The 26,137-nt window shown below is 40.8% G+C and carries 20 protein-coding genes; 11 read left to right on the top strand and 9 right to left on the bottom strand.

Annotated features, from left to right (window positions below):
• Positions 1 to 23 precede the first annotated feature (23 nt).
• Entirely contained in the window at positions 24 to 1,628 is a 1,605-nt protein-coding gene (locus tag LBYS_RS16915; RefSeq protein WP_013410062.1) for a carboxylesterase family protein, read from the top strand.
• Here the strand turns inward: LBYS_RS16915 and LBYS_RS18500 are convergent.
• A complete protein-coding gene (locus LBYS_RS18500; RefSeq protein WP_013410063.1) occupies positions 1,606 to 2,490 on the bottom strand; it encodes a hypothetical protein in 885 nt (294 codons plus the stop codon). The two genes, LBYS_RS16915 and LBYS_RS18500, sit on opposite strands and share 23 nt — an antisense overlap.
• Positions 2,491 to 2,568: 78 nt before the next feature.
• Here LBYS_RS18500 and LBYS_RS16925 point away from each other — a divergent pair, with 78 nt between their 5' ends.
• The 3 genes from LBYS_RS16925 to LBYS_RS16935 are packed head-to-tail and all read left to right on the top strand — an operon-like array spanning position 2,569 to position 3,825.
• A complete protein-coding gene (locus LBYS_RS16925) occupies positions 2,569 to 2,832 on the top strand; it encodes a PqqD family protein (RefSeq protein WP_013410064.1) in 264 nt (87 codons plus the stop codon).
• Between the two features lie 38 nt (positions 2,833 to 2,870).
• Positions 2,871 to 3,188, top strand: coding sequence for a lasso peptide biosynthesis B2 protein (locus LBYS_RS16930; RefSeq protein WP_013410065.1), 318 nt, complete (start codon positions 2,871 to 2,873; stop codon positions 3,186 to 3,188).
• 13 nt (positions 3,189 to 3,201) lie between these two features.
• Positions 3,202 to 3,825 carry a hypothetical protein gene (locus LBYS_RS16935; RefSeq protein ID WP_013410066.1) on the top strand — a complete coding sequence of 208 codons (624 nt, stop codon included), beginning with the start codon at positions 3,202 to 3,204 and terminating at the stop codon, positions 3,823 to 3,825.
• On the opposite strand, the gene LBYS_RS16940 is transcribed toward LBYS_RS16935, so the two are convergent.
• Genes LBYS_RS16940 through lhgD form a run of 4 tightly spaced genes read right to left on the bottom strand, consistent with a single transcriptional unit; the run spans position 3,822 to position 10,099 of the window.
• The gene (locus LBYS_RS16940) at positions 3,822 to 5,246 is read right to left on the bottom strand and encodes an NADH-quinone oxidoreductase subunit N (RefSeq protein ID WP_013410067.1); all 1,425 of its coding nucleotides are present in this window, start codon (positions 5,244 to 5,246) and stop codon (positions 3,822 to 3,824) included. The two genes, LBYS_RS16935 and LBYS_RS16940, sit on opposite strands and share 4 nt — an antisense overlap.
• On the bottom strand, positions 5,243 to 6,808 hold the full coding sequence (locus LBYS_RS16945; RefSeq protein WP_013410068.1) for a complex I subunit 4 family protein: 1,566 nt from the start codon (positions 6,806 to 6,808) through the stop codon (positions 5,243 to 5,245). The genes LBYS_RS16940 and LBYS_RS16945 overlap by 4 nt, the downstream gene beginning before the upstream one ends.
• 1 nt (position 6,809) lies before the next feature.
• Positions 6,810 to 8,870 carry an NADH-quinone oxidoreductase subunit 5 family protein gene (locus LBYS_RS16950; RefSeq protein WP_013410069.1) on the bottom strand — a complete coding sequence of 687 codons (2,061 nt, stop codon included), beginning with the start codon at positions 8,868 to 8,870 and terminating at the stop codon, positions 6,810 to 6,812.
• Between the two features lie 23 nt (positions 8,871 to 8,893).
• On the bottom strand, positions 8,894 to 10,099 hold the full coding sequence (lhgD, locus tag LBYS_RS16955; RefSeq protein WP_013410070.1) for an L-2-hydroxyglutarate dehydrogenase: 1,206 nt from the start codon (positions 10,097 to 10,099) through the stop codon (positions 8,894 to 8,896).
• Positions 10,100 to 10,221: 122 nt separating this feature from the next.
• Between lhgD and coaBC the strand changes: the two genes are divergently transcribed.
• The 4 genes from coaBC to LBYS_RS16975 are packed head-to-tail and all read left to right on the top strand — an operon-like array spanning position 10,222 to position 15,922.
• The gene (coaBC, locus tag LBYS_RS16960; RefSeq protein WP_013410071.1) at positions 10,222 to 11,427 is read left to right on the top strand and encodes a bifunctional phosphopantothenoylcysteine decarboxylase/phosphopantothenate--cysteine ligase CoaBC; all 1,206 of its coding nucleotides are present in this window, start codon (positions 10,222 to 10,224) and stop codon (positions 11,425 to 11,427) included.
• Positions 11,424 to 12,323 carry a type IX secretion system protein PorD gene (gene porD, locus LBYS_RS16965; RefSeq protein WP_013410072.1) on the top strand — a complete coding sequence of 300 codons (900 nt, stop codon included), beginning with the start codon at positions 11,424 to 11,426 and terminating at the stop codon, positions 12,321 to 12,323. The genes coaBC and porD overlap by 4 nt, the downstream gene beginning before the upstream one ends.
• 54 nt (positions 12,324 to 12,377) lie before the next feature.
• Positions 12,378 to 13,121: an SDR family NAD(P)-dependent oxidoreductase gene (locus LBYS_RS16970; RefSeq protein ID WP_013410073.1), complete on the top strand. Its 744-nt coding sequence runs from the start codon at positions 12,378 to 12,380 to the stop codon at positions 13,119 to 13,121.
• Entirely contained in the window at positions 13,121 to 15,922 is a 2,802-nt protein-coding gene (locus tag LBYS_RS16975; RefSeq protein ID WP_013410074.1) for an FAD-binding and (Fe-S)-binding domain-containing protein, read from the top strand. The genes LBYS_RS16970 and LBYS_RS16975 overlap by 1 nt, the downstream gene beginning before the upstream one ends.
• Here the strand turns inward: LBYS_RS16975 and LBYS_RS16980 are convergent.
• From LBYS_RS16980 to LBYS_RS16995, 4 genes are read right to left on the bottom strand one after another with little or no spacing between them, the layout of a single operon-like run.
• Positions 15,893 to 16,771 carry a DMT family transporter gene (locus LBYS_RS16980; RefSeq protein WP_041823873.1) on the bottom strand — a complete coding sequence of 293 codons (879 nt, stop codon included), beginning with the start codon at positions 16,769 to 16,771 and terminating at the stop codon, positions 15,893 to 15,895. The genes LBYS_RS16975 and LBYS_RS16980 overlap by 30 nt on opposite strands.
• Positions 16,772 to 16,803: 32 nt before the next feature.
• A complete protein-coding gene (locus LBYS_RS16985; protein ID WP_013410076.1) occupies positions 16,804 to 18,312 on the bottom strand; it encodes a hypothetical protein in 1,509 nt (502 codons plus the stop codon).
• 11 nt (positions 18,313 to 18,323) lie between these two features.
• On the bottom strand, positions 18,324 to 19,580 hold the full coding sequence (locus tag LBYS_RS16990; protein ID WP_013410077.1) for an NHL repeat-containing protein: 1,257 nt from the start codon (positions 19,578 to 19,580) through the stop codon (positions 18,324 to 18,326).
• Positions 19,581 to 19,585: 5 nt separating this feature from the next.
• Positions 19,586 to 20,524 carry a hypothetical protein gene (locus LBYS_RS16995; RefSeq protein ID WP_013410078.1) on the bottom strand — a complete coding sequence of 313 codons (939 nt, stop codon included), beginning with the start codon at positions 20,522 to 20,524 and terminating at the stop codon, positions 19,586 to 19,588.
• A 144-nt stretch (positions 20,525 to 20,668) separates the two neighbouring features.
• Between LBYS_RS16995 and LBYS_RS17000 the strand changes: the two genes are divergently transcribed.
• The 3 genes from LBYS_RS17000 (at position 20,669) to LBYS_RS17010 (ending at position 26,030) form a co-directional block, all read left to right on the top strand.
• Entirely contained in the window at positions 20,669 to 22,600 is a 1,932-nt protein-coding gene (locus LBYS_RS17000) for an ATP-binding protein (protein WP_013410079.1), read from the top strand.
• Positions 22,593 to 23,207, top strand: a complete 615-nt coding sequence (locus LBYS_RS17005; RefSeq protein WP_013410080.1) for a response regulator — start codon at positions 22,593 to 22,595, stop codon at positions 23,205 to 23,207. The genes LBYS_RS17000 and LBYS_RS17005 overlap by 8 nt, the downstream gene beginning before the upstream one ends.
• 315 nt (positions 23,208 to 23,522) lie before the next feature.
• Positions 23,523 to 26,030 (top strand): TonB-dependent receptor domain-containing protein, encoded by a 2,508-nt coding sequence (locus LBYS_RS17010; RefSeq protein ID WP_013410081.1) that lies wholly within the window; start codon positions 23,523 to 23,525, stop codon positions 26,028 to 26,030.
• Positions 26,031 to 26,137: the final 107 nt, after the last annotated feature.

The raw sequence follows: 26,137 nt of genomic DNA on the forward strand, positions 1-26,137 counted from the left end.
GGAGTCTATCAACCTTTTATACTATGAAATTTATTACCTCATTTTTTTTACTGTTATGTCTCAGTTTGGGTCTAAGTGCTCAGAAGTACGCTAGTGGTCCTCAAGTTCTTAGTTTTCATTCCCTTGTAGATGGTACAGATCAGCCTTATGCCATTTACATTCCCAAGAATTTTGACGAAAAAAAGTCTTATCCCTTTGTGGTCATGCTGCATGGCGCGGGATCTAATCATCGTCTCGCGCTGAGAAGGGTTTTTGGAAAAAGTAATAACAAGGGTGAAAATGATGCTGACGCTAGTTTGTATTTCCCGGAATGGGAAGATGTACCTTACATAGTAGCGGCTCCACTAGCCAGGGGAACCATGGGTTACCAGGGTGTAGCAGAGTCAGATGTATGGGACATGATAGCTGATGTAAAAAGAAGATTTAAGATAGATGAAGACAGAACGTATTTGACCGGTCTTTCTATGGGAGGAGGCGGTACACTTTGGATAGGACTTACAAGGCCTGATTTTTGGGCGGCTATAGCGCCGGTTTGTCCTGCACCTCCTGAAGGTACTGCTGCTTATTTGCCTAATGCATATCATATACCTGCAAGATTCTTCCATGGCGATGCAGATCCTACAGTGCCTATTGCCTCCGTAAATAAATGGGTGGAAGATTTTAAGAAGGTTGGAGCGAAGGTGGAATATGATGTTTATCCAGGGGTTTTACATGACAGTTGGGTACCAGCCTACGCAGACGGACAAGTGTTTAAATGGTTCTCTAATTTCAAAAGGAATCCGAACCCTGACAAGGTCATCTTTTCTTCTGCTAGTCTAAAGCATAACAAGGCTTTTTGGATAGAACTGACCGGTTTAGAGCCGGGAAAAACTGGAAATGTGGAGGCTATTGCCATTGGGAATGGTAAATTCAAAGTGAAGTCGGAAGGGGTAGAATCCTTTAGAATATTACCGGGTGTAGCTTGGAAGAATGGTCAAAAAATCAATGTAGAATGGAATGGGAAGTCCATCAATACTTCTGTGGGAGAAGAGATTGGAACTGTTCCGTCAGGAGCATTAAGGAAGACCTCTACTCTAACCGGGCCCATGGATGATATCAGCAGCGGTAGGCATATTTATGTTTATGGTACATTGGACAAACCATCTCAAGAAGAGTTGGAAAGAAGGAGGAAGGTGGCTGAAGTTGCGGCGGATTGGAGCTTTTACAGAGGGGAATTCCTAGGTAGAGTGATGGTGTTTCCCAGAGTATTGCCAGATTTTGCCTTGAGTCCAAAGGATCTTGAAAATTCTGATTTGATTCTTTTTGGTACAGATAAGACAAATAAAGTGATAGCAGATATTAAGGACACCCTTCCTTTTAAGTTTGTAGAAGGGGTGAATATGACATATATCTATCCCAGAGGGCAAAAAAGAGTGTTAATCAATTCCGGAGTTCCTTTTTGGGAAGTGAAGGACAAAGGGAATCCGGCTCTGAGAATCCTAAGAGCTACCTCAAAAACCGTTTCTCTCATGGGCTATGGGGATTGGACCATGGAAAAAGACGGAGATAGAATCTGGGGATATTTTGATTCCCAATGGAAAGTAGCCCCTTCTGATGAAGGGAAACTTAAAGTTTTAGGAGTTCGTTAATCCACTCGTCCATAGGTTCAAAGGAGCTAGAGTTCCTTTGAACCTTATAACATTTACACAGACGTATAAGATCTGCGGAGGCTTGGAATCTCCTCATTTGCTCTACCGGTGTGAGTACAGTTCTGGGTAAAGGAAAATTCCCAAATAAATCCAAATGAAAGGTGTGGTCCGCCCCATTCCCTACTTCAAAATGCTCTCCTTGTTTAAGCGATATGGCATTTTTTAAAGGGAATGCTTCTTCGAGTGGAGGTACAGGGAATTCGTATTTTTTTTCTGAATTAGTTTGCTCATAACCTAAATATTGCGCAGAATTCCCCCATAGTCTTAATAATGGAACAAATGGATAAAGGAAGGGTTTTCCTTCTATAAATTGAATAACTACGATTTCGTCTGACAGCACCTTTGCACCGGATTTAACTAACATACCTAAGGTTGTGGATTTTCCAGCCCCCGGCTCACCGAAAACTACCGTAGCAGTTCCGTCAGGATTTAAGGCTGCAGCTCCATGAAGCAGGTAGGCGCCTCTTTGAAAGAAGATGGAAGCGAATACCTCATTGATAATGAAGTGCTCTAAATATGCTGAGCTGCTGGCTTTACCGTCATAATTTATTAAATTTCCATCTAATATTTGATACTTTCCATGCTCGATCCAGTCAAAAAAGTGACCATTTTTTATAAGGGCAAAATTTGGCTGAATACCCAAACGAGTCAGATTTACCGCCGATTCAGAAGGCTCAGATAATAGGAAGTCTGCTCGTTCTATGCGAACATCTATCTTAGATTCGGCAGAAATGGACGGCAGACTGGGAAGTTCTACATCTGAAACTATGTTTAATTGGGCTGTTCGGTAGTAATGACTCAATTTTTAAACGTATTTTTTGAAAATTTAATCATATTTTTGCAAAACATACACAGAATCTCTACAGAAGTAAAAATTACCATGAAATATTCCATAAATCCAGCATGTACTACTGCTAATGTAGGTGAGGAGGTAGTGGTTTTAAATGCAGACAGTGGCGTCTATTTTAGCCTAAATGAAGTAGGGGGATTCCTTTGGGAAAAGATAAAAGCGGGGCCGGTTTCCGCAGAAGATTTGGTAAATTGTGTAGTAGAGGCCTACGACACAGACGAACCTACTTGTAAGGATGACGTACTGCGCATCTTGTATGAGCTAATTAATGAAAATCTCATCTTTGAAGAATGAGGTATCTACTCAAACTCGGCCGAGTAACGTATCTCCAGATGAAATTCAGGATCTTACTCCTGTTTATGAACTTTGGTAAATTTCAAAAGATATATACCCTTCCTTCCACTCCTCCTTCTCCAGAAAATGTAATAGAGGAATGGGCTATATTGATAAAAAAAACAGGAGGGAAATTAAAGACAACTTGTTTGGTTCAAGCTTTAACTTTGAAGTATTTAGCTCCGGAAGTTCATCTTCGGATAGGAGTGAATAATGCGAAGGGTTTTGAAGCGCATGCGTGGGTAGAGTATGAAGGCAAGGTGATCTTGGGAGACTTGCCAGATTTTGGCTTTGTTCCCATTTGGGAAATGGCATAATTTAGAATTTGACATGAAGAAATATTTCTATTTGGTTTTATTGGCCGTGGCTTGTGAAACTACTGAAGCCGAAAGAGAAGACTACTTTCCTTTGGAAATCAATAAGACTTTGGAATACAAGGTTACCGAAACACGTTACAGTGCGGCCGCCGAACCACAGCGTTCTGTATGGTATCTTAAAGAAGTTGTAGGAGATACGGTTGGCCATGTTCAAGGTACTCCCATACTAAGATTGGAGAGATATAGAAAAAATAGCCTTGATGAGTCATGGAAGATTGATTCCGTTTGGACAGTATATAAACAAGTAGAGAAGGTGGTGCGAGTAGAAAATAATATTCCCTACGTGAAGCTCATTATTCCTCCTGTGGAAGGCCAAACCTGGAATGGAAATACTTTAAATCATCTGCCAAATCAAACCTATAAATGGGTAAGCGCGGGAGAGAAATTAATGGATGTGGTTCATGCAGCAGATTCAAGTTTGATTCATTTGAATAAGAGCTATGAAAGATACCAGGCCGGAGTGGGGCTCATTTTTAAAGAAGTAAGGGTTTATAGTTATTGCCAATCTAACCCCAACTGTATAGGAAAAAGGGAGATTGAATCAGGAAGAGATTTGGTTTACGAACTACTGCCTTAAAAGATTCCACTTGCCCATTTGCTAATAAAGTCAGGAGCGAAAAATAGATAAATCAAAGTAAAGCTAAAGTAACTTAAGGTTAAACTCAAAGCTAAATCAAAGTTGTACAGGGATGTTCTTTCGCTGGGATCTTTGATGATCATGAAGTATGCCGGCCGCAAATAGTAGAATAGGGAAATAGCGGCATTCATTAAACCAAATATCAACAATCCATAAAGTAGGAATCCGCTGGATACAGAGGCAGCGTCTGCCAAGGAACTAAATACTACAAGTTTGGCCATAAAGCCTATAGTAGGAGGTAATCCTACCAGGGAAATGAGGATTACTAAGGCATTTAATCCCAATAATGGATAGGTTTTACCTAAGCCAGCAAAGGAGGATATCTCCATACTTTCCACTTTTTTCCATAAGAAATCAGCCAGGAAAAAGGACCCCATGGTGACGGGTAAATAGGTGACTAGATAGAAGAATGTACCGTATGCATCAGAATGATTTCCTGTTATTAACCCCGTAAGGATAAATCCAGACTGTGCAATTCCGGAATAACCTAACATCCGCTTGAAATCCTTTTGCCACAGAGCAGAGAAGTTTCCTACAGCCAAGCTTAAGAATATGATCAGTGCCAAAGCTAAGTTTAGGTCCGAAATTTCTGACGAAACAAAGCGATAGATAAATGCAAATCCGGCGGCTTTCGGGGCAAAGGACAAATAAGATAAAACAGGAGTAGAGGTACTTTCGTACACATCCGGTACCCAATGATGAAAAGGTGCCGCGGCTATCTTGAAAAGGAAACCTCCCAGTACTAAAAAGCAAAGGCATTCCACTAATGCTGGAGAAGTTTCCCCTAATGCCTTGATAAAATCCGGAGAACTAAAGTCCAATAGATGGGTCATGCCATAGAAAAGTGAGATGCCCCACAGCATGATGGCGGAGGCCGATGCCCCAAAGATCAGATATTTGATGCCCGCTTCAAACTGCCTTTTTTCCTTGCCCATACTCACTAATACATAAGAGGACAAAGAGATCAGTTCCAAAGAGACATAGGCTGTCAGAAAGTGTGTGGTCATGCTGAGAAAACTAATTCCCAGTAAGGTGAATAAGACCATTAGAAACACTTCTCCTTTGTAGGGGTACTTGAATAAACGGGCGTGTACAAAGAAGATTAAAGCAGCTAAACCGGCCAATTGTTTGATGATAATCCCTGTTTTGTCCCAAACTAAAAGTCCACCATACAGTACGTCTCCATTGACTATTTCTCCTGATAACACTAAACTGAAGATATAGGAAATAATAGTTAGAAGGTAGAGAAAGGGAGCCCATTTTCTACGTACAGTCAATAAGATCACTACTGCACCTATCAACAATATCCATTCCGGAAGGAGACGTGAAGAACTTTCAAATATGTGATCTAAAGGGTTCATTTCAATAATTCAGTCAAACTTGCATTGATGTAGCGTAGGACCAAATTGGGCCAAACACCGGTCAAAAGAGTAATAATCCCTAAAGAAGTTAACATAAATAGTTCTCTTCTATCTAAATCTTTTAATAAACTTCTATACTCCTCCGATGGCTGGTACTCACCCAAAAACATCTTTTGGAATGTCCATAAGAAATAGATGGCCGATAAGATGATACCTAATACCCCTAACATGGGTATGGCTTTGGGTAGAACTTCCGATTGGAATCCACCATGTAGCGTCAAAAATTCTCCTATAAATCCGGAAAGAGAGGGAAGGCCTAAAGATCCAAAGAAAGCTACGGCAACCAATACAGTAAAATATGGCATCTTCTTAGCCAATCCCTTGTAATGGTAGATCTGCCTGTCATGCGTCCTGTCATAGATTACCCCGGCTATGAGGAATAACATGGACGACAAGATTCCGTGGCTAAACATTTGAAATATCGCCCCATTAAATCCTATGGTATGGAAGGAAGCAATACCCACAAATACAAAACCCATATGGCTGATAGAGGAGTAGGCTATCATCTTCTTTAGGTCCTGCTGGTTCAAGGCATTCAAAGCACCGTAGATGATAGAAATCAGTCCTAGGATGCCTATTAAAGCACTGTATTTGACACTGGCATCCGGAAGTAGAGGGTAGGCTATCCGAAGGACGCCGTAACCTCCTATTTTTAATAGAATTCCAGCCAATATTACAGAGATAGGAGTGGGCGCTTCCACGTGTGCATCCGGCAACCAGGTATGAAATGGAAATACCGGCATTTTTACCCCAAAACCTATTAATAGCAGCAAGAAAACAAAATCTCTGGCCGGAATTCCTAGGATCATGGTAGGATGTTCTATGCTTAAAAGAGAATGCTCTATGAGATTTGATGCATCTTTTAAGGTGCGGAAATCAAAACTATATACTAATCGCGCATACTCACTGGTAAAGAATTCGTCCTGATGAGAAATGACCAGACAGATCATGGCGATTAAGATAAATACTGATCCGCCGAAGGTATAGATGAAGAACTTCAGTGAAGCAAATGCCCTGTTTTCCCCTCCCCAAATTCCTATCAAAAAGTACATGGGAAGAAGCATGAATTCAAAGAAAACAAAGAAAAGGAAGAAGTCTACAGCTAGGAAACAGCCATAAACAGATGCAGTTAATAAAAGCAATAAGCTATGGTAAGTCTTTTCCCTAGTGTGAACTTTAAAGGAGGAAATGGATGCTATTAAAAAAACGATGCTGCTTAAAGCTATCATGCTGATGGACAAGCCATCTACCCCTAAAATATAATCTATAGAAAGCAGGGAAGAGTTACCTAAAAATAACCGAAACCACTCGCTATGTTCCAGAAACTGATATTCAGCGTTGTCTCTCTCAAAAAGACCTAAGAGCGTACTCACATTGATCATCAATAGGACTTGAGTGATTAAACCTATCCACTTATAAAAGTTTTTGTATGCCTTAGGGAGCAAAAGGATAAGTAAGGAACTTATCAAAGGCAAAACAATTAATGAACTGAGTATCTCCATATCAAAGTAGGATTAACAATACCAAAATGGCTACTAAACTGATGACCCAGATCAAAAGGTACCTTTGTACATTCCCCTGTCCTTGAGTCCTCATCCAATTTCCTAATTTCTTCACCGCCTGGAAACTTCCCATAACAGCGGCATCTATATATTTCTTTTCGATATATCCTGCCCATTGAGCAAAATAAACGGAACTTTTTCCAAGTTTCATTACAGCGGCATCTATTCCCTTCACCTCAATTTTTTGAATCATTCTCAGTATTGGGCTTCGCATGAATGCAGAAAAAAGATTTTCGTACATTCTACTCATACCAAATTGATTGATGGCCAAAAGGGCAAAAGATACACGCCACGCGGGGGCAGGGGTTTTAAAATAAAATCTTCGAATTTCTTCCAGCGTTTGGTTATAACTTATCAGAAGGCCGGCTAAAAAGAGAAAGCCTACCAGCCATGGCAACCAATCATAGATTTCCTTAACTCCTCCAAACTCTTGGAAGAACCAAACTTCATGTAAATGAACGGGTGAGGGACTATAAAAGAACCACAATGCACTTATTCCTAAGCCCAGGGTTACTATATCATAAATGCCTAAACTTCTTACTAACTGAATCACCTTTTCCTCACCTGAACCTTTATTATCTCCGGTAAGAAGATCCTTAAAGGATTTCAAGGCTCCATCCACGGTCTTTTTTGTGGTGTCTAAAAGTATATCTACAGGGCTGTCTTCTCTTTGGAAGAAAACCATAACCACCATTCTTACGGTATATAAAGTAGTAATGAAAGCTGTAATGGTTAATAAAACAGGTACCATTAAATGTAGTATACTTCCGTTTAATCCATAAACCCAAGCGGCATTAAGTATAGATTCTTTACTTAAATACCCTCCCGTAAGTGGCAAGCCCACTAATGCGGCAGAACATGCCAAAAATGAGCCGAAAACAGCGGGTAAAGCCTTGATTAGAGTTCCCATTTTACGCATATCTTGCTCATGGTGCATATATGAGATTATGGCTCCCGCACACAAGAATAAGCCTGCTTTAAAAAAGGCATGCGTAGTCAAGTGGAAGAGAGAAGCAGCTACTTCCCCCATGCCCATTCCGGTCACCATGAATCCCAGTTGGGAAACGGTAGAAAAAGCCAAAACCTTTTTTAGATCATTTTGGAACAAGGCTGAAAGTGCTGCAAAGACACTAGTTGCCGCTCCCACAGAACTGATCCATAGACCTGCGTCTGGAGTGATAAGTACTGAGATTCTTCCCAATAAGAATACCCCTGCCACCACCATAGTAGCGGCATGGATTAAGGCAGATGCCGGGGTGGGGCCTTCCATGGCGTCAGCTAGCCAAACTTGGAGTGGGAGCTGGGCAGACTTAGCCATTACTCCTCCAAAGATCAATACCATGGCCACCGTTTGCCATTGACCACCATCTAAATACCAATACTCCCTTACGATGATCTCTCCATGTGCAAAATCATCAAATCTGAAGGTGCCATATAAATAATATATCAAAAGGGCCCCTAATAGTAGGGATGCATCTCCTAGTCTATTTAAAAGAAAAGCCTTGATGGCTGCAGCATTTGCTGAAGGTTTGGTGTACCAAAATCCAATCAACAAGTAAGAACAAAAACCCACTAATTCCCAGAAGAAGTACAGTTGGAGCATGTTTCCTGCTAGAACGAGTCCCAGCATGGAGAAGATAAAAAGATTGAGATAGGCAAAGAACCTACTGACTCCGGGTTCTTTGGCCATGTATTTCAAAGAAAATAAATTAACAAAGCCACTGATGATCTGCACTAAAAAGAGCATAAACCGGGTTTGCGGGTTGATCAGTAGAGTAAAGGAAATAGAGCTTTCCTCTAAAGAGATCCACTCGTAATGCAGTGAAATGGTGCCAACTGTGTTGACTAAGAAATTAGAAGTGGATATCAGTCCAAGGATATTGATAACCAAAGAAATTACTCCTGCGGTTCTGGCAAATACCGTACGACTGAGGATCATAAATAGTATAAACCCCAAAACATAGATTTGCAGATTAAAGAATACGAGTGATTCCGGGTTCATCCCTATATTTTAGTATAACAAATCTAATCAATAATACGTTTAAGTGCCAAATCTGAAACGGTATCTCCAATGGATAGCGAAGAGGTGGCTGCAGGTGAAGGTGCATTGCAGACATTGATTGACTGCGCATTCTCTATAATGGCGAAGTCATCCAGCAATCCTCCCTGTTCATCACATGCCTGTGCGCGGACTCCCGCACCTCCCGGGATCAAGTCCTCTTCTTTTAGTTCGGGCAATAAAGCTTGCAAGGCCTTAGTAAACGCTGATTTAGAGAAAGAACGATAGTATTCACCCATACCCGTTTTCCAATATTTTCCTGCCACTTTTCTAAATCCCGGCCAAGCTAGTGTCTCTTTAAGCTCCGGCCAAGAAAAGTCCGTTTTCTTATATCCTTCCCGGCGGAAAGCCAAGACAGCGTTAGGGCCAGCCTCCACTCCACCTTCTATCATCCTGGTAAAATGTACTCCTAGGAAAGGGAAATTAGGATCTGGTACAGGATATATCAAGTGCTTTACCAAGTGATGCTTTTCTGGTTTTAGTTCATAGTATTCTCCTCTAAAAGGTATGATTCGAAGATTTATAGGATTTCTCTCTGTCAGTTGGGTCACCTTATCAGAATAAAGACCAGCACAGTTAATGACTAATTTGGTTTCGTAACTGCCTTTTTGCGTCACAATAGTAGATTTTCCTTCTCTTTCGGAGATGGAAGAGACCTTTTCACCTAATTGAATTCGTCCGCCTTTTTCTTGAATCAGGTAGGCATATTTTTCTGCCACTACCTTATAGTTGATGATCCCGGTTTGAGGAACTTTTATGCCTTTCACTCCTGCTACATGAGGTTCTATTTCCCTCATTTGTTCAGGTGAGAGAATCTCTAAACCACTTAAGCCATTTTGAATACCGCGATCGTATAAATTCTGCATTAAAGGTATTTGTTCCTCTGTTGTGGCCACCACAATCTTTCCACAGATCTCATGTGGGATCTCATGTTTTTGGCAGAAATCCAGGAGTTGATGATATCCTTTGATACAGTTGTTTGCTTTAAGACTGCCCGGTTTATAGTATAACCCGGAGTGTATTACTCCACTGTTATGACCCGTCTGATGAGCGGCAACTTGATTCTCCTTCTCTATAAGTAGTAATCTTAAGCTCGGTTTTTTCTCTAAAAGCTGTAGAGCAGTAGCAAGTCCTACTATTCCTCCTCCAATGATGACGGTGTCGTAAAGCATTTCTCTGAAAATAATCTGTAAAACTACAGGGTCTATCTTAGCTTCACAAATTATTTCCTTAGCCTATTTTGCATTTGCAGGAAAATAATGCTCTAATTTTACCTTTCATAGACGATTCAAATATGTCTCTTTATCAAAAGAAGATTGTAATAGGAGTTACCGGAAGTATCGCGGCATATAAGATTGCTACCTTAGTGCGATTGTTAGTTAAGGATAAAGCAGAAGTAAGGGTGGTGATGACAGACAGTGCTCAGCAATTCATTACACCTCTGACTCTTTCCACTCTATCGGGATATCCGGTTGAAATGGCATTTACTCATCCTCAAACGGGAGAGTGGGCTAATCATGTAGATCTAGCATTATGGGCAGATAGAATCATCATTGCTCCGGCCTCTGCAAATACCATTGCAAAATGTGCTACGGGTATTTGCGATAATTTCTTGCAAGCCGTCTATTTATCGGCTCGTTGTCCCGTGATCATTGCTCCGGCCATGGATTTGGATATGTATGCCCATCCCTCTACCCAAGCTAATCTCGCTATTCTGAAAAGTTACGGGAATGAAATTTTGGAGCCAAATTCTGGTGAATTAGCTTCTGGTTTAGTGGGAAAGGGGAGAATGGTGGAGCCGGAAGAGATAGTAGAAGCATTAAAAAGTAGTTTCCTTAAAGATTCCAGATTAGAAGGGAAGCGCGTAGTGATCACCGCAGGCCCTACACAAGAGGACATTGATCCGGTAAGGTATATCTCTAATCATTCTTCCGGAAAAATGGGATATGAATTGGCCAGGGCTTTTTCCAGGGGAGGCGCACAGGTGGATTTGATCTCAGGGCCGGTAGGCTTGTCGGAAATTCAAGGAATAAATCGCATCTCTGTAAGAAGTGCCCAGGAAATGTATGCCGCTGCGTTTGAGTTGCATGCACAGGCTGATATTGTCATTTTTTCAGCAGCGGTAGCCGACTATAAACCGGCAGAGGTGGCTACACAAAAAATGAAGAAGTCAGAAGATGATATGTATATTGACCTTGTCCGGACGGTGGATATCGCAAAGGAGTTGGGGCAAGTAAAAAGAGAGGGTCAAATACATGTAGGTTTTGCTTTGGAAACCAATGACGAGTTTGAGCACGCCCAGGAAAAATTACATAAAAAGAACTTTGATATCATAGTCCTAAACTCACTGCAAGATAAGGGTGCAGGTTTTCGTTATGATACTAATAAGGTTACTCTATTTACCAAAGATGGGCAAAAGCAGGCCTATGATTTAAAATCAAAAGAGGAAGTGGCTATGGATATTCGTGAAGCCGTACTTCGTTATATGAATGATTTATGAAAAAGATCTTTATTCTCTTTGCTCTACTAGGATTTAAGGTTCAAGCACAGGAACTGCAGTGCCAGGTTCGCGTAAACTTCTCTCAATTGAGTTCCAACACTTCTGGTGATAGAGAGATTTTCGCAGAACTAGAGAGAAGTATTTCAGATTTCATGAACGGGCAGCGTTGGACAAACGACATATTTGCGCCCGGAGAAAAGATCAAATGTAACCTAAACATAAATCTCCTGAGATCTTCAGGCCAATATAATTATTCCGGTACGGCTCAGTTCCAGGTGCTACGCCCGGTATATGGATCTACCTATGAAAGTGTAATCTTTTCTTTTCTGGATAGAAATTTTGATGTGTCCTTTGCTCCGGAGAGCCGACAAATGATCTTCAATGAACAGATCTTTACTAGTAACTTAACCAGTATGCTGGCCTTTTATTCGTTAACGGCTCTGGCTATTGATTATGATTCCTTTTCCAGATTCGGGGGCAATCCCTTTGTAGATAGACTTTATAATATCGTCACATTAGCCGGAAATGCGGCTGGTGGAGCATGGTTAAGTAGTGCTGATATTAGGGACAGATATTGGATCATGGAAAATCTAAGAAATCCTCAATTTGCGGTTTATAGAGAGAGATTTTATGAGTACCATAGATTAGGTCTGGATATTTTGACAGAAAAACCGGCAGAAGGGAGAAAGATAATGATGGAATTCATTGAAACAGTCAAAACGCTGAATGAACTGAGACCATCAGCTACTCTATTGACCCTCCTGATGGATGCAAAAGGTGAAGAATTTACGGGTGTCTTTTCGGAAGCATCTAAGAAGGAAAAAGAAGCGGTTTATAAAATCTGTACCACAGTTAGTCCAGATAAGACGGAAATCATGAGATCTCTCCTAAATTAATACAGGTGCTCTAGGTTTTTTGTAAATTTGCCCATCCAAAACAATGAAAATAAAATGGGCAGAACAGCATTGATCACAGGAGCAAGTTCAGGTATAGGTCAAGCTACTGCAAGAGCCTTTGCAGGAGCCGGTATTCACCTGATTCTTTGTGGTAGAAGAAAAGAAAGGTTAGAAGCTTTAAAAGCCGAGTTAGAGGGGAAAGTCAATGTACATTTGCTCACTTTTGACGTGTCAGATTATGATGCGGTAGGACAGGCCATCCAAAGTATCTCAGATCCCATTGATATCTTAGTAAATAATGCAGGTAATGCACACGGCCTTTCCAGTATTCAAGATGGTGATATTCGCGATTGGAACGCAATGATCCAAAGCAATGTCATAGGCTTACTTAATGTTTCCAAGTTTGTGATGCCGGGAATGGTAGAAAGAAAAGATGGGCATATCGTGAACCTATCTTCTGTTGCCGGAAAACATGTCTACGAAAACGGGGCCGTTTATTGTGCTACAAAGCACAGTGTGGAGGCCATTAGTGAAGGCATGAGAAAAGATCTTACTCCGCATAATATTCGAGTGACTAACATAGCTCCGGGAGCTGTAGAAACAGAATTCTCTTTAGTACGTTTCAAAGGAGATGCAGACCGTGCTTCTAAAGTTTACGAAGGTTTTGAACCTCTTAAGCCGGAAGATATAGCGGATGCTATTCTTTATTGCGTAAATGCCCCAGCACATGTTACTGTAGCAGATATGACCCTCTATGCTAGGGCTCAATCTGCACCTACCACCATTTATAAAAAATAATGTTAAGAACATTAAAGAATTTTCTTGGAACTCACAAAGTAAAAGATCAACTGATCGATAGAGTCTCTTATGCTTCTGATGCAGGGTTTTATTACCTCGTGCCTCAAGCAGTTGTCCAACCTGAAAACGACGATGAAATCAAAGGACTCTTTCAGATTTCCAGAGATTATAATGTTCCCTTAGTCTTTAGAGGTGGAGGCACCAGTCTTTCAGGACAATCCATTACTGACGGTATTCTGGTGGACCTCAGCAAATTTTGGAAAAAGATCCAAATTGAAGAAGATGGGAAGAGCGTTAGGGTGCAGCCGGGTATCACAGGTTCCATGGTGAACGCTCACCTAAAGCCATATAAAAGGAAAATAGGGCCGGATCCCTCCAGTATCGGAGCTGCCATGATGGGTGGTATACTCTCCAATAACGCCAGTGGGATGTGTTGTGGAGTAGTACAAAACTCCTATCACACCTTAAAGTATATACGGTTCATCCTTCCGGATGGTAATTCCTTTTCTACTGAGGTGGAATCAGATTACCTCCGGTTCGAAACAGAATGTCAAGGTTTAGCGGCCACTTTGGTTTTACTGAGAGAGGAAATCCTTAGGAATACGGAGCTTTTTGATAGAATCCGACATAAATATCAGACTAAGAACACGGTAGGTTATGGTTTAAATGCATTCATTGACTATCAGAAACCACTGGATATTTTTGCACATCTACTGATAGGAGGAGAAGGAACATTGGCCTTCATTTCTGAAGCAGTTCTGGAAACGGTTCCGGATAAACCTCACAAGTCTACGGGCCTAATCTATTTCACAGACATCTTTTCAGCTTGCCAAGCTATCCCATCTTTAATGGAGACAGGCGCAGCCATGGTGGAATTGATGGACAGGGCATCACTTCGGTCAGTAGAAGATTTAGATGGGATGCCTGCAGTAGTGAAAACACTACCTGAGCCTGCAGCTGCATTATTAGTAGAGTTTCAGGAAGACAGTATACAGGAACTGGAAGATACAGTAGCTTTATTTGAATCTCGACTTCCGGAGTTTAGCTTGGTGGAAGCACCTGTATTTACTCGTGATCCGGCTATTCAAGCTTTCTATTGGAAAGTGAGAAAAGGGATGTTCCCAGCAGTAGGGGCGGTGAGAGCCAGTGGAACCACGGTAATCCTTGAAGATGTGGCATTCCCTTTACATCACCTTGGTCATGCTATTATAGATATCCAAAACCTGTTTCAAAAACATGGATACGAAAATGGAATCATCTTTGGTCATGCTAAAGATGGGAATATCCATTTTGTGGTAACCCAGACATTTGCTACAGATCATGAAATAAAGCGGTACGAGCGCTTTATGGACGATGTGGTAAACCTAGTGGTAAAGAAATATGACGGAGCATTGAAGGCGGAGCACGGTACGGGCCGAAATATGGCTCCCTTTGTGGAAACGGAATGGGGAGGAGAAGCCTACCATATCATGAAAAGGTTGAAGGACGCAGTAGATCCTCTATCCCTTTTGAATCCGGGGGTAATTATCAACCCTCTTAAAGATGCCCACTTGCATAACCTAAAACGTATGCCCTCCGTGGAGCAAGAGGTAGATAAATGTATAGAATGTGGCTTCTGTGAGCCTAGTTGCCCTTCTCGTCAAGTAACTGCTTCTCCACGGAGACGAATAGTCACTCGTAGAGTCTTAGAAAACTTCAAGGCGGATGGCCGTATGGAGGAGTATAAGGTTTTAGCTAAGCAGTTTGAGTATCACGGATTGGATACATGCGCAGTAGATGGTTTATGCGCCTTGAATTGTCCTGTAAATATTAATACGGGAGATCTCGTGAAACACCTAAGGGTAGATACCCATGCCGTTTGGCAGAATAAAACAGCCCTTTGGACAGCAAAAAATTTCGGGACCGTGGTGAAGGGATTACAATGGGGTCTGGAAGTGGCCCATGTAGCTAAAAGGATAGTGGGAGAGAGAACCCTGGAAAAAATCACGAAAGGCATACCGAATATACCTAATTGGACTCCGGAAATACCTGAACCTCCTGCACTCCGATATAGAAATGATGCTGATCCGGATATCGTTTATTTTCCAGCATGTATTACCCGTATGATGGGGACTTATCCCGGACAGAAGAAGAACATGTTAGAGATTTTTTATGCCATCTGTGATCAGGTAGGTATAAAGACCAAAGTTCTGGATCAGATAGGTAGTAGTTGCTGCAGTCAGATTTATTCTTCCAAAGGTTTTTCAGATGCTTACGCTTATACAGCAAATGAGATAGTAGAACGTATGTGGAATTCTTCTTTGGAAGGTAAACTACCCATTGTGATAGACGTGACCAGTTGCGAGTACACAATCAAAAATATGTTTGGAGTATTAAATCCGGTCAACCAAGACAGGTATAAGCAACTGACCATCTGGGATAGTATAGAATTCTTATATCAAGATGTGTTACCAAAGCTTCAGTCTTCAAATAAAAAAGGGAAGGTGGTTCTACATCCTGTTTGCTCATCTGAAAAGATGCAGAGTACCGGGATGCTGAAGAAGATCGCTGAAACATTTGCGGAGGAAGTGATTGTTCCATTGGATTGGGGATGCTGCGGTATGGCCGGAGATAGAGGTTTCTTGTTCCCAGAATTGACCACTTCTGCTACTGAGAAAGAAGCTAGAGAGGTGAATGGTCATCATCATGTAGAAGGTCATTATTCCAGCACACGTACTTGCGAGATGGCCATGACACATGCTACAGGTAAGAACTATGAGTCTATCCTGTATTTAGTGGCGGAGGGATTGGGTGTCGCCTAAAACCTTGACCATTAAGGCACTTAAGACCAGTATAAGTCCCGCAAAAAGATTCCATGTAGCTTTCTCTCCAAAGATGGCTACACTCACACCTACCGCTACTACAGGTTCTAAGGCACCTAATATGGCGGTAGGTGTAGATCCAATCCATTGGATAGCCAATATTATAAAAAGTACTGATATTACTACAGTAACTAAAGAAAACAGGCTGATAAATCCTAAGGTATCAAGAGAAGGCAGGATGAAGCTACCCATACTCATCTTGATGAGATAGTAAAAGGAAGAAAACAAAACCGAATAAAAGGTCACCACTATTCCTTGCGCTTGTAATTTACCTTTGTTTACAATCACCATATATAGAGCATAGGTCATTGCTGAAGTCAAAACTATGATTGTACCCCAAAAATTGAATCTCATATTTTCACCTTCCCAACCTATAATCAAAACACCAAGCAGCGCCAAAAACATAGACCATCTGGTAGGGTTAGAGATCTTCTCACTATATTTCCAATACAAGAGTATTGCCACCATTAAAGGATAAACATATAAAACGGTGGAGGCTATTCCCGGAGACATGGCAGAGTATCCCCAAAGTAGAAACTCAGCCGACAAAGCATACAGAATCCCTAAGACAAAAAGCAAAAACAAATCCCTTTGGTTAACCCTCAAGGATTGTTTCTTAAAAGTACAGTAGACTCCTATCATCAAAGCCGCAAATAAAAAGCGGAAAAACAGAGTAGTATCTAAATGTATACCCTTCTCGTTCAAGGGAATGATGAACAAAGGAATCAGTCCGAATGATATAGCAGAAGCTGCGGCAAAGAAGTATCCTTTAAGGATGTTATTTTTCATAATGTGGCAAATATAGACCACATTTCCAGAAATCAATCTTCGACTGTTATTTCTGTTCCTTGTAAGAGGAATTCACCTTTTAAAGTGTAAGCTTTTGCCGGTCCACATGGAACCTCATTCATGTTATAATAATATACTTTGGTAGAAAATGTGCCCTCTACATCGTATAGTTTACCTACACCAGGTAAATATTTGCCATCGTTTCTAACCATGCTAAACCTAACCGGCTCAAATTTTATACTGTTAGCGTCAGGAATACATTTTTGCAAATACGGTACCCCCGAATAACTTAGGTTGTAAAAGCTGTTTTTCATACCGTCAATCAGGAGTTCTACGGTATTGGGTAGGGAAGTAGCTTCATCTCCTATGGTATACACTTTAGGTTTTCCACTGAAGTCCGGGGTCTCATCCATAATCCTAATCCCCAATATAAAATCTTCATTCTGAATAGCCTGCAGGATCATCTTTTCATTATCTCTTGGTGTAAAGGCAAGAATGGCCTGATCCCCGCTTAACATGTATTCTTGACCATCTAACTCTATTCTTAAGTAGTATCCGTCAATAATATCTATATTCGATGCTAAAATTACCTTGGTACGTGAACCGTCTGCCCTTGTGCCCTCGATAGAAGCGCTAACTTGAACCTTTTGAGGATTAGGTACTTTTGCAGGTGCTGTGTATTGAGCAGAGAAATTATTAGCTTTCAGTTTTCCCTTATTTCCAGATGTAGGTGCTGGTACCCCATCTAATGTCCACGAAATTAATCGTAAAGCATGGTAGCGATCTAACCTTAATAATTCCTCCATTGAGGGGATTCCTACTAGTTCCTCGTCTTCTTTTGGATGTATAGGTTTCAGTGGAACTAAGTCCGGTACTTCACCAGGATCTGGCTTCGCAAAGCCAGTGATAACTATATCCTTGCTTTTATTTACACCCAAGGTACTGTGAGCGGGAGAAGCTTTCAAATCAATGATTCGGCCATTTGCCCAATCACTAAAATGTGTAGTTTCAACAGAGACAGTACCTTCTACTTCATCTACCAGAGTCCTGGTATCTCCTAGCCATGTGCCGTCTTCTTTCTGGGTTACAATCCAAGCAAACATGGAGGGTGTATCACCATATTTCATGGTGATCTTTACGGGTTTTAAAAAAGTGGTGCCTTCAGGGCTTAGACGAAAGCTCTTACCCGCTCCTAGGGGAGCAGTGTTGCTGATTTCTTGTATGGATATGGACTGTGTATTGTTCAATGCTCCGGAAGGAATTTGAATTTTGATTTCTCCACCGGGAGACTGCACTGTCCCACCTTCTCTGCCTATGTTTTTTTGGACATATATTCCACCGGGAATAACCTGACCTTTTTCTGTTGTGACTACGGACAGGTTAGATAAATCCAATGGCTTTGGTACATCCTCTTTACTGCAAGACAGAAAGATGAAACATAATAGTAGGGTGAGAGGTCCTCTATTAAAAGGAAACGATGATTTTAGTTGCTTAAGATGGGTTCCAAATTTTAGGAACCTTAAAATTTTTGCCTTTTTCATGATGGTATGTTTTAGTATGCCCATGTACGAACTATGCCGTCTTTATCTAATCGCCTTAACTGATGTTCGTCCAAAAAATAGATGGTGCCGTCCGGAGTAGTGCATAGGTTTTTGATCTTACGGATATTGGCATTTGAGGCAGGCCCGTCATAAGGGGCTTCTTCATGACCCGGTCTATGGTCATAGACGGCGGTATTCTTTTGGAAAGTAGATCCCGTTAATGCTGTAAGTTTTCCTGAACGTTCATCCAGCCTAGTTAATTGTTGCCTGGCCCTGCTGTTCATGATTCTGACACCAACTATAATTCTTCCTTCATTGTCAAGACTTAAATCTTGAATACCATCTGTGCCCTGCCCGCCTTTTGTAGAATAAAATACTTTCCTCGCATGACCATCGGTCGATATTCTCCAAATGCTTGAATGTAAACTATGTGGTTTGGCGGTTATAAAAGAGCCTCCGGAAACAATTTCCTCCTTTGTAGGATCCCAAGTCAGTATGCCTAAGGTAATTTTTTCCGTAGCTGGGAGGATTTTGTTGGACCAGGTTTTATCAGAATCTATGACGGTATTTATGGTTCCATTGGTCGAAATTTTCAGGAGTTTACATGCAGACTCACAGTCTGTGTCTCCCACTGCAACCCAGATGTTTCCTTTAGAATCTTGTATAGGTTTCCCGGGATTTTTAAAGCCTGAAGCAATATTTTGGATCTCTCCATCTTCTTTGATTTTGATAACTGAACCTTCCTTGCTACTCATTAAAATTGAACCCTCCTTAGTAATGCTGAATTCATTATTTGGATAGATTTCGGAGACACGTATATGCAACGGTCTTGAGACCCATGAGCTTATCGAGCCTTCCGGAGTTATTTTCCACCATCCCACCCCCTTAGTTCCACCTTCAGGATCTAATCCACCTGTTCCGGCAAGTAATATGCTGCCATCTGGCATGGTTTGCATACCAATCATCTCTCCAAAAAATGGCTTTTCGGGAGATAAATACGGATTAATGGCAATGACTTGCTTTAGTTTAGAATCTTCAGGAGCCTTGAATTTCTTGCCATATCCTAAAGCCAGCCAGAGAACTTGTGCGCCTTGGCTCACCTTGGAAGTGCTGCTAGGTGCATCATATTCCACCTGGAAGGAGAGGGACTTTTTTTGAGAAGAATTACTGGAAGTTTTTCCTTGTGTGGACTTAGTATCGAGATGGATCAGTTGTCCGTAAGTACTGCCTATGAGCAGAAATGATCCGAAAATTACTGATAAGTTCATCTTAGTTAATGTTTAGCTAAAGTGGTCACGGTCTGATGTTTATCTATTAGTACCAAAAGTAAACCTTTGCTAATGGCTTCAAAATATCCGTCGAAATCCTCTGTAGTACCCTCAAATCTGTTGGTCAATTTTAGTCCCCACCAGTTCTGTATGCTGTAGTTTCCTTTGTATTCTGCTTTTGAGAACTGCATATTCCCTATTATTCCTGAGGCGCCGGAGTGTACACTTTCATATTTTTGATTGGAGAAGAACTTGAATTCGTCTGCTACAGCAGCTCCGGTGGCGCCTGCATAGCCTCCATTGGCATAGTAATAGCTCAAGGTGGACGTACTTCCAGAAGACCACGTGCCTTGGAGGATTTCAGCATGCAAACCAAAGCGATTACGGAATTGCATGTTAGCTAACTTTGTCCAACTGGCCATTTGATCCATATAGTCCCAACTGGAACTATTGATATAATTATTTCCAAATTCTCTCTCAAAAGATGCCTTGCTATCTGCTACAACCAGCAGGTAACGACCTATTCCCGAATTATAATGCTTCTTAAAGAAGACCAGATGCACCGGTTTACCGTTTTCTTTTTCTATAGCATCAGCCGTTATGAAGGTTATACTTTCAAAACTCTGAATCCCTCTGCTTTGGACTGATGTAAAATCGGAAAAGTAAGGGGCCACCAATAGATCTGCAGCGTCCGAATTTCCTTGATCTAGGTTAGATTGATAGGCGTCTGCTAATGAATGAGGGTGATAGATCAAAACTTTCATATTTCCTTTTTCTACCTCTGTCCAGTGTTCTTTGATCCGACTTACCCAGCCATCGTCCCATTGAGTCACTAGCTCACTCATGTCTACAAATTGAGTTTCTTGAGGCTCTGGCTCTTTTTTTGATGCACAGGATGAGAGGAATAGGAGAGCGGGCAGATAGATTTTAAGATTAAATTTCATGAACATTTAAAGTTGAGTTTGATGATGTAAAGGTCTCTCTAATGGTTGGGCTAATCAATCCCTTGAAAAGTGGAATTTTATCCATTGAAATATCCCTTGAACAGGGGATTGTTTATAAGCTTTTGATTTTGATATCTTTACATAATGAAGACATATCTCACACTAGTGCTCAGCCTAGCTTTTATAGCAGGGGCATGGTCTCAGCAGAGGTCCGAACTTGATAGTATGCTCAGGCTATTGCCTAAAGCAAAGAAGGATACCTCTTTGGTACTTCTTTACTATGATATAGGTTTTGAATATGCTAAAGGCGATTATACAAAGGCGAAATCTTACTATTTAAAAGCCAAACAATTAAGCGAAGAGATAGGATTCCTCAGAGGAAGGGTTTTGTTTGCCTCTTATTATTGTAATATTCTTAATGCTCAGGGAGAATATGACTCCTCTTTGGTCATAAATAAAGAAGTAATAAAGTTGGTAGAGCATACGAAAGACTCTATTCAGTTGGCTAAATGCTATATCAATCTAGGGAATGTGTTTAATTATAAGCAGCAATACGATAGTGCTGTACGTTATTACTTGAAGGGGAAATCCTTTGCAAATCATCACCCCAGGATTACCGCACATATTTCCTTTCTACTAGGTCCCGTTTACTTGGATCTAGGTAAGAAAGATGAAGCCATTAGGCAGTTGGAATCCTCCTTGTCTTATTTCAGAGAAGCCGGTGATCCTCGCATGTTGGGTCAGGTGTTATTAAACACAGGAAGTGCTTATGAAGCTTCAGGAAATGCCGAAAAGGGAAGGTCTTTGTTACATGAATCTTTGAAACTGGCCAGAGATATTGGCTTTGAGGAATTACGCCTGCACTGTTTAGTTTCTCTGATGAATAATTATATCTGGGATGGAAAAGGCTCAGATCCCATAATTGAAAAGTACGCTAAAGAAGCTTTGCCTATAGCTGAAGAGCAAGGAAATAAAATGGGAATTTTATTGGTCAATAAAGCATTGGGCGTCCATTATACATTTAAACGTCAATTTATGGACGCCGGCAAATATTTGGATACTACCTTGTCAATGGCAGACCAAAATGAATTTCTAGAGGAGCGTCAAGACGCCTTGTATAGAAAAGGGCTTCTGTACATGGCCATGGGAAGATTAGAAGAGGGGAATTCCCTGTTAAATGAGTCATTTGTTTTGAAAGATAGTATCCTGAGTAAGGAAACCCGGAATCAGATCATAATGGCTGAGGAACGCTTCGAGTCAGAAAAGAAAGAGGCGCAGATCCTTCTACAGGACGCCACCATTCAGCGTAAAAATCTGCTGAATTATATTCTCATAGGGAGTACGCTTGGTTTAGGAATGATTCTCCTATTGCTGTACAGAAATTACAGGAACAAACAAGAAATCCAAAAGGCAAAAATAGACGAGTTAGAAACCGAAAAACAATTCTTAGCTGCCCAATCCCTCTTGAAAGGACAAGAAGATGAGCGTAGCCGACTGGCAAAGGATCTTCATGACGGTCTAGGCGGGATGCTAAGTGGTGTAAAATTACAACTAGGAGCCATGAAGGGAAACATGATTATGACAGAAGAGAACGGAGTTCTTTTTAATAGTGCACTGAACAAATTAGACCAATCCATAGCCGAGATGCGAAGAGTAGCTCATAATATGATGCCGGAGGCATTGCTGCAATTGGGTCTGGAACAAGCCCTACGAGATTATTGTGAGAGCATTAGCAGTGTAGGCAAGTTTAAGGTAAGTACAGAATTCCATGGTCTTAGTGAGAGGATGAATTCCTCAACGGAAGTCAGTGTCTATAGGATAGTCCAAGAATTGGTGAATAATGCGATTAAGCATGCAGATGCAGAGAATATACTCGTTCAAGTACTGAAAAGGGAGCAATCTATCAGCATAACAGTGGAGGACGACGGCAAGGGCTTTGATGCGGGGAGATGGGAGGAGAGTCCAACTGCCGGATTGAAAAACATTCTATCTCGTGTGAATTATTTGGGAGGAAGCATGGATATTAAGTCGGTTCCCGAAAAGGGCACTTCTATATATATTGAATGCAATGGATAAGATCAAGATCTTAGTTGTGGATGATCATCCCATGGTTTTGGAGGGAATGCGAAGTATGTTGGCCGGGATTCCTTTTGTCACGGTGACAGGTTTAGCCCAAAATGCCTATCAAGCCATAGAACATTTGAAAGAGATTCTCCCTGAAATTGTCATAACGGATATAAATATGCCGGAGATATCAGGAATAGAATTAAGCTCTAAGATTCGAAAGGAATATCCTAACGTGAAGATAATAGCTATGAGTACCTATAATGAAAGAAGCTATGTCTCTCAGATGGTTCAAGCCGGAGCAAGCGGTTATTTGCTTAAAAGTGCCTCTAGAGAGGAGATGGAAGAGGCTATCCTTACGGTCAGCTCAGGGAAACTATATATGAGTTTAGAGCTAGATATAAGTAGAGAAGAAATCAAGAAAATGCCGGTATTGACCACAAGAGAAAGAGAAGTGCTGGTGCTAATTGCAGAAGGATTAACTAATCCGCAGATTGCAGAGAGGTTATTTGTAAGTCCGCACACGGTGGACAGTCACAGGAAGAATCTGTTGACGAAGTTTGAAGTCAATAATACTGCAGGCCTAATCAAATGGGCTGCAAAGAATGGACTCATTTAAGTGAGCATCCAAAGAAAAAGTATTGACTATTTTGCTATGAGGTACCTAGCCTTGTAAGGTATTTATTATTAGTAACTTAATTTCTGTGAAAACAGCAGGAATTTTTTAGGGCGATTTTTTGCTTTCATAGTGGGTGATTTTTTTTTCAAAAAAAATCAAAATCACGCGACCTCCGAAGGCTTTCTTCCATCTTACCTCATAGAATGGCCACTTAAAATATGAAACTTGCCGTCTATCCCTTAATTATTGTATGGAAAATAGATAGGAAATAGTTTTGTATCGGTTCGCTATCAAGCTATTACTTATAACAAAAACATGAAAAAGCTATTACTTCTTTTACTAGGGTGTACTCTAGGCATTTCAGCCTTTGCCCGCACCACCGGAAAGATCTCCGGCAAGATTTCTGACGAAAATAACCAGGAATTAGGATTTGCAAACGTCCTACTTTTGAATTCTTCTGATTCTTCTATGGTAAAAGCCGCTTTGGCAGATGAGAATGGAGAATTTGTCTTTGATGAATTGCCTTTTGGGGAATATTTGGTATCTGCTACCATGGTAGGTTACAACAAGTATACCTCTCCTAAGGTGGTACTTAGTGCAGGTAATCCGGAAGTAATCTTGCCTCATTTTACTTTGTTACCTGCAAGTACAGAGTTGAAAAACGTTACTGTCTCTGCCAAAAAGCCACTCTTAGAACAGCATGCTGATAAACTGGTAATGAATGTGGAGGCTAGTATAGTAAATGCAGGTAGTACAGCTCTAGAAGTTCTTCAGAGGGCTCCGGGAGTATCTATTGACCAGAATGATAATATATCCTTAAAAGGTAAGCAAGGTGTGGTTATCTATATGGATGGTAAACCTACCTATATGACTCAGGAACAGTTGACTAACCTTCTTAAGAACATGTCATCTGATCAGATAGAGAAGATTGAGATCATAAGTAACCCTTCTTCCAAATACGATGCTGCTGGAAATTCAGGTATCATTAATTTAGTGATGAAGAAGAATAAGAATTATGGAACAAATGGTGCCTTTACTTTGGGTGGTGGATTAAGCATACCACCGGATTATGCTGAAGTGAGCGGAAGTTTTCCTAAGTATAATATGAACTTGAATCTAAATAACCGTCAAGGCAAGTTTAATACCTTTGGGAATATCAGCTATAGAGCGGGTAAAAATTACAATAGGAATCATATTACCAGAGAAATTGAAACCAAAAATTTAGATCAGATTGTATCGAGGGAGACTGAAAGTTCTAACTTATCTCTACGCGCTGGTTCGGATTATTTTGCAAGTAAGAATACTACTGTAGGCGTATTGGTGACAGGTAATTTAGGTTATTGGCAGTTTGCTGAACCTTCTGATAGTTGGACGATCATAAAAGATAATGAAAATCTGAGTTCAAAATTATATACCACTTCCTTCCCTAAGCAGCAGTGGAATAACTGGACGATTAACGGAAACTTTAAGCAGGTATTGAACAGTAAGGGTGCTGAAATCACCGCAGATGTTGACTATTCTATTTACGATAATAAAAATAAAGAACGTGGCATGGTCACGGAGTTTTTCGGACCAGACGGGAAACCTGTGGGTGATAAGTTGAATATGCACAGTGACATGCCTAATGAATTTAACATTATAGCTGTGAAATCTGATTTTACACTGCCTCTTCCTTCTACTAATGCACGACTTGAAGCAGGTGTTAAATCCAGTTTTGTAAAATCCGACAACGACATGAAGTTCTACAACGATGGTGCAATAGACTTAGCTAGAACTAACCACTTTATTTATAAAGAAAACATTAACGCAGCTTACGCAAACTATAATAAGAAATTCAATGATAAGTGGAGCTTACAGGCAGGTTTACGAATGGAGCATACGCACTCAGAGGGAGAATCTTTGACCCTCAAGGAAAGGCGATTGCGAGATTATGTGAACCTGTTCCCTACGCTTTACATTACTCGTACTATCAATGAGAATAATACCTTGAACCTGAACTACAGCAGAAGAATAGATAGACCGGATTATAATAGTTTGAACCCTTTTATCTTCTTCTTGGATCCTTACACTTATGAACTAGGAAACGAGTATTTGAAACCTCAATTGAGCCACTCAGTGGAGTTATCTCATACCTGGAAACAGTCGGTAGTGACGTCATTGGGTTACGGTTATACCAGTGATTTCTTCAGTCAGATAGTGAAGGACGCTAGGAATGAGCCTGAGATTTTGCAAAAGTTGATTGAGCATAATCCTAACGCGCAAATTGACCCTAATAATGTTTCCTTTGCCATTAGAGAGAATATCGGTACCCGACAAACATATAATGCAAGCATCAGTTTCCCGGTGAAAGTGAACAAATGGTGGAGCATGAACAATAACTTCAGTGGTGTTTATGCCATTTATAAAGGAGAATTAATGGGAGATGTGTTGAATGTTAAAAACTTACTTTATAACTTCTACACTTCCCAAGTGTTTGCAATAGGTAAAGGTTGGAATGGAGAAGCTTCTATGTGGTTTAACTCTGCAGGAGTGGAAGGTACATTCAGAGGTAGAGAGATCTATGCGGTGAATGGTGGTTTGTCTAAATCCATATTGAAAAACAAAGGTACTTTTAAGGTTACAGTGAATGATATCTTTGCAACTGCTAGATGGAGAGGCCGACAGGACTTCGGTGGTGTTAAATTGAATGTAAGCAATGTTTGGGATAGCAGAGGCGTAAGAGCCACGTTCGTTTATCGTTTTGGAAACCAAAATGTGAAAGGAGCGAGAAATCGTCAAACGGCAACTGCTTCTGAGCAGCAACGTGTAGGTGGAAATAATTAAGGTATAATAAATAGGAGAGGTACTGGTGGTAAAATCAGTACCTTCTTACTCCCTGTAAAATAGTTTGGTAATAAGAAATTCAAAAGGATGAGAAGTAAAAAAGCCGG

The sequence above is a fragment of the Leadbetterella byssophila DSM 17132 genome, assembly GCF_000166395.1.
GTDB lineage: Bacteria > Bacteroidota > Bacteroidia > Cytophagales > Spirosomataceae > Leadbetterella > Leadbetterella byssophila.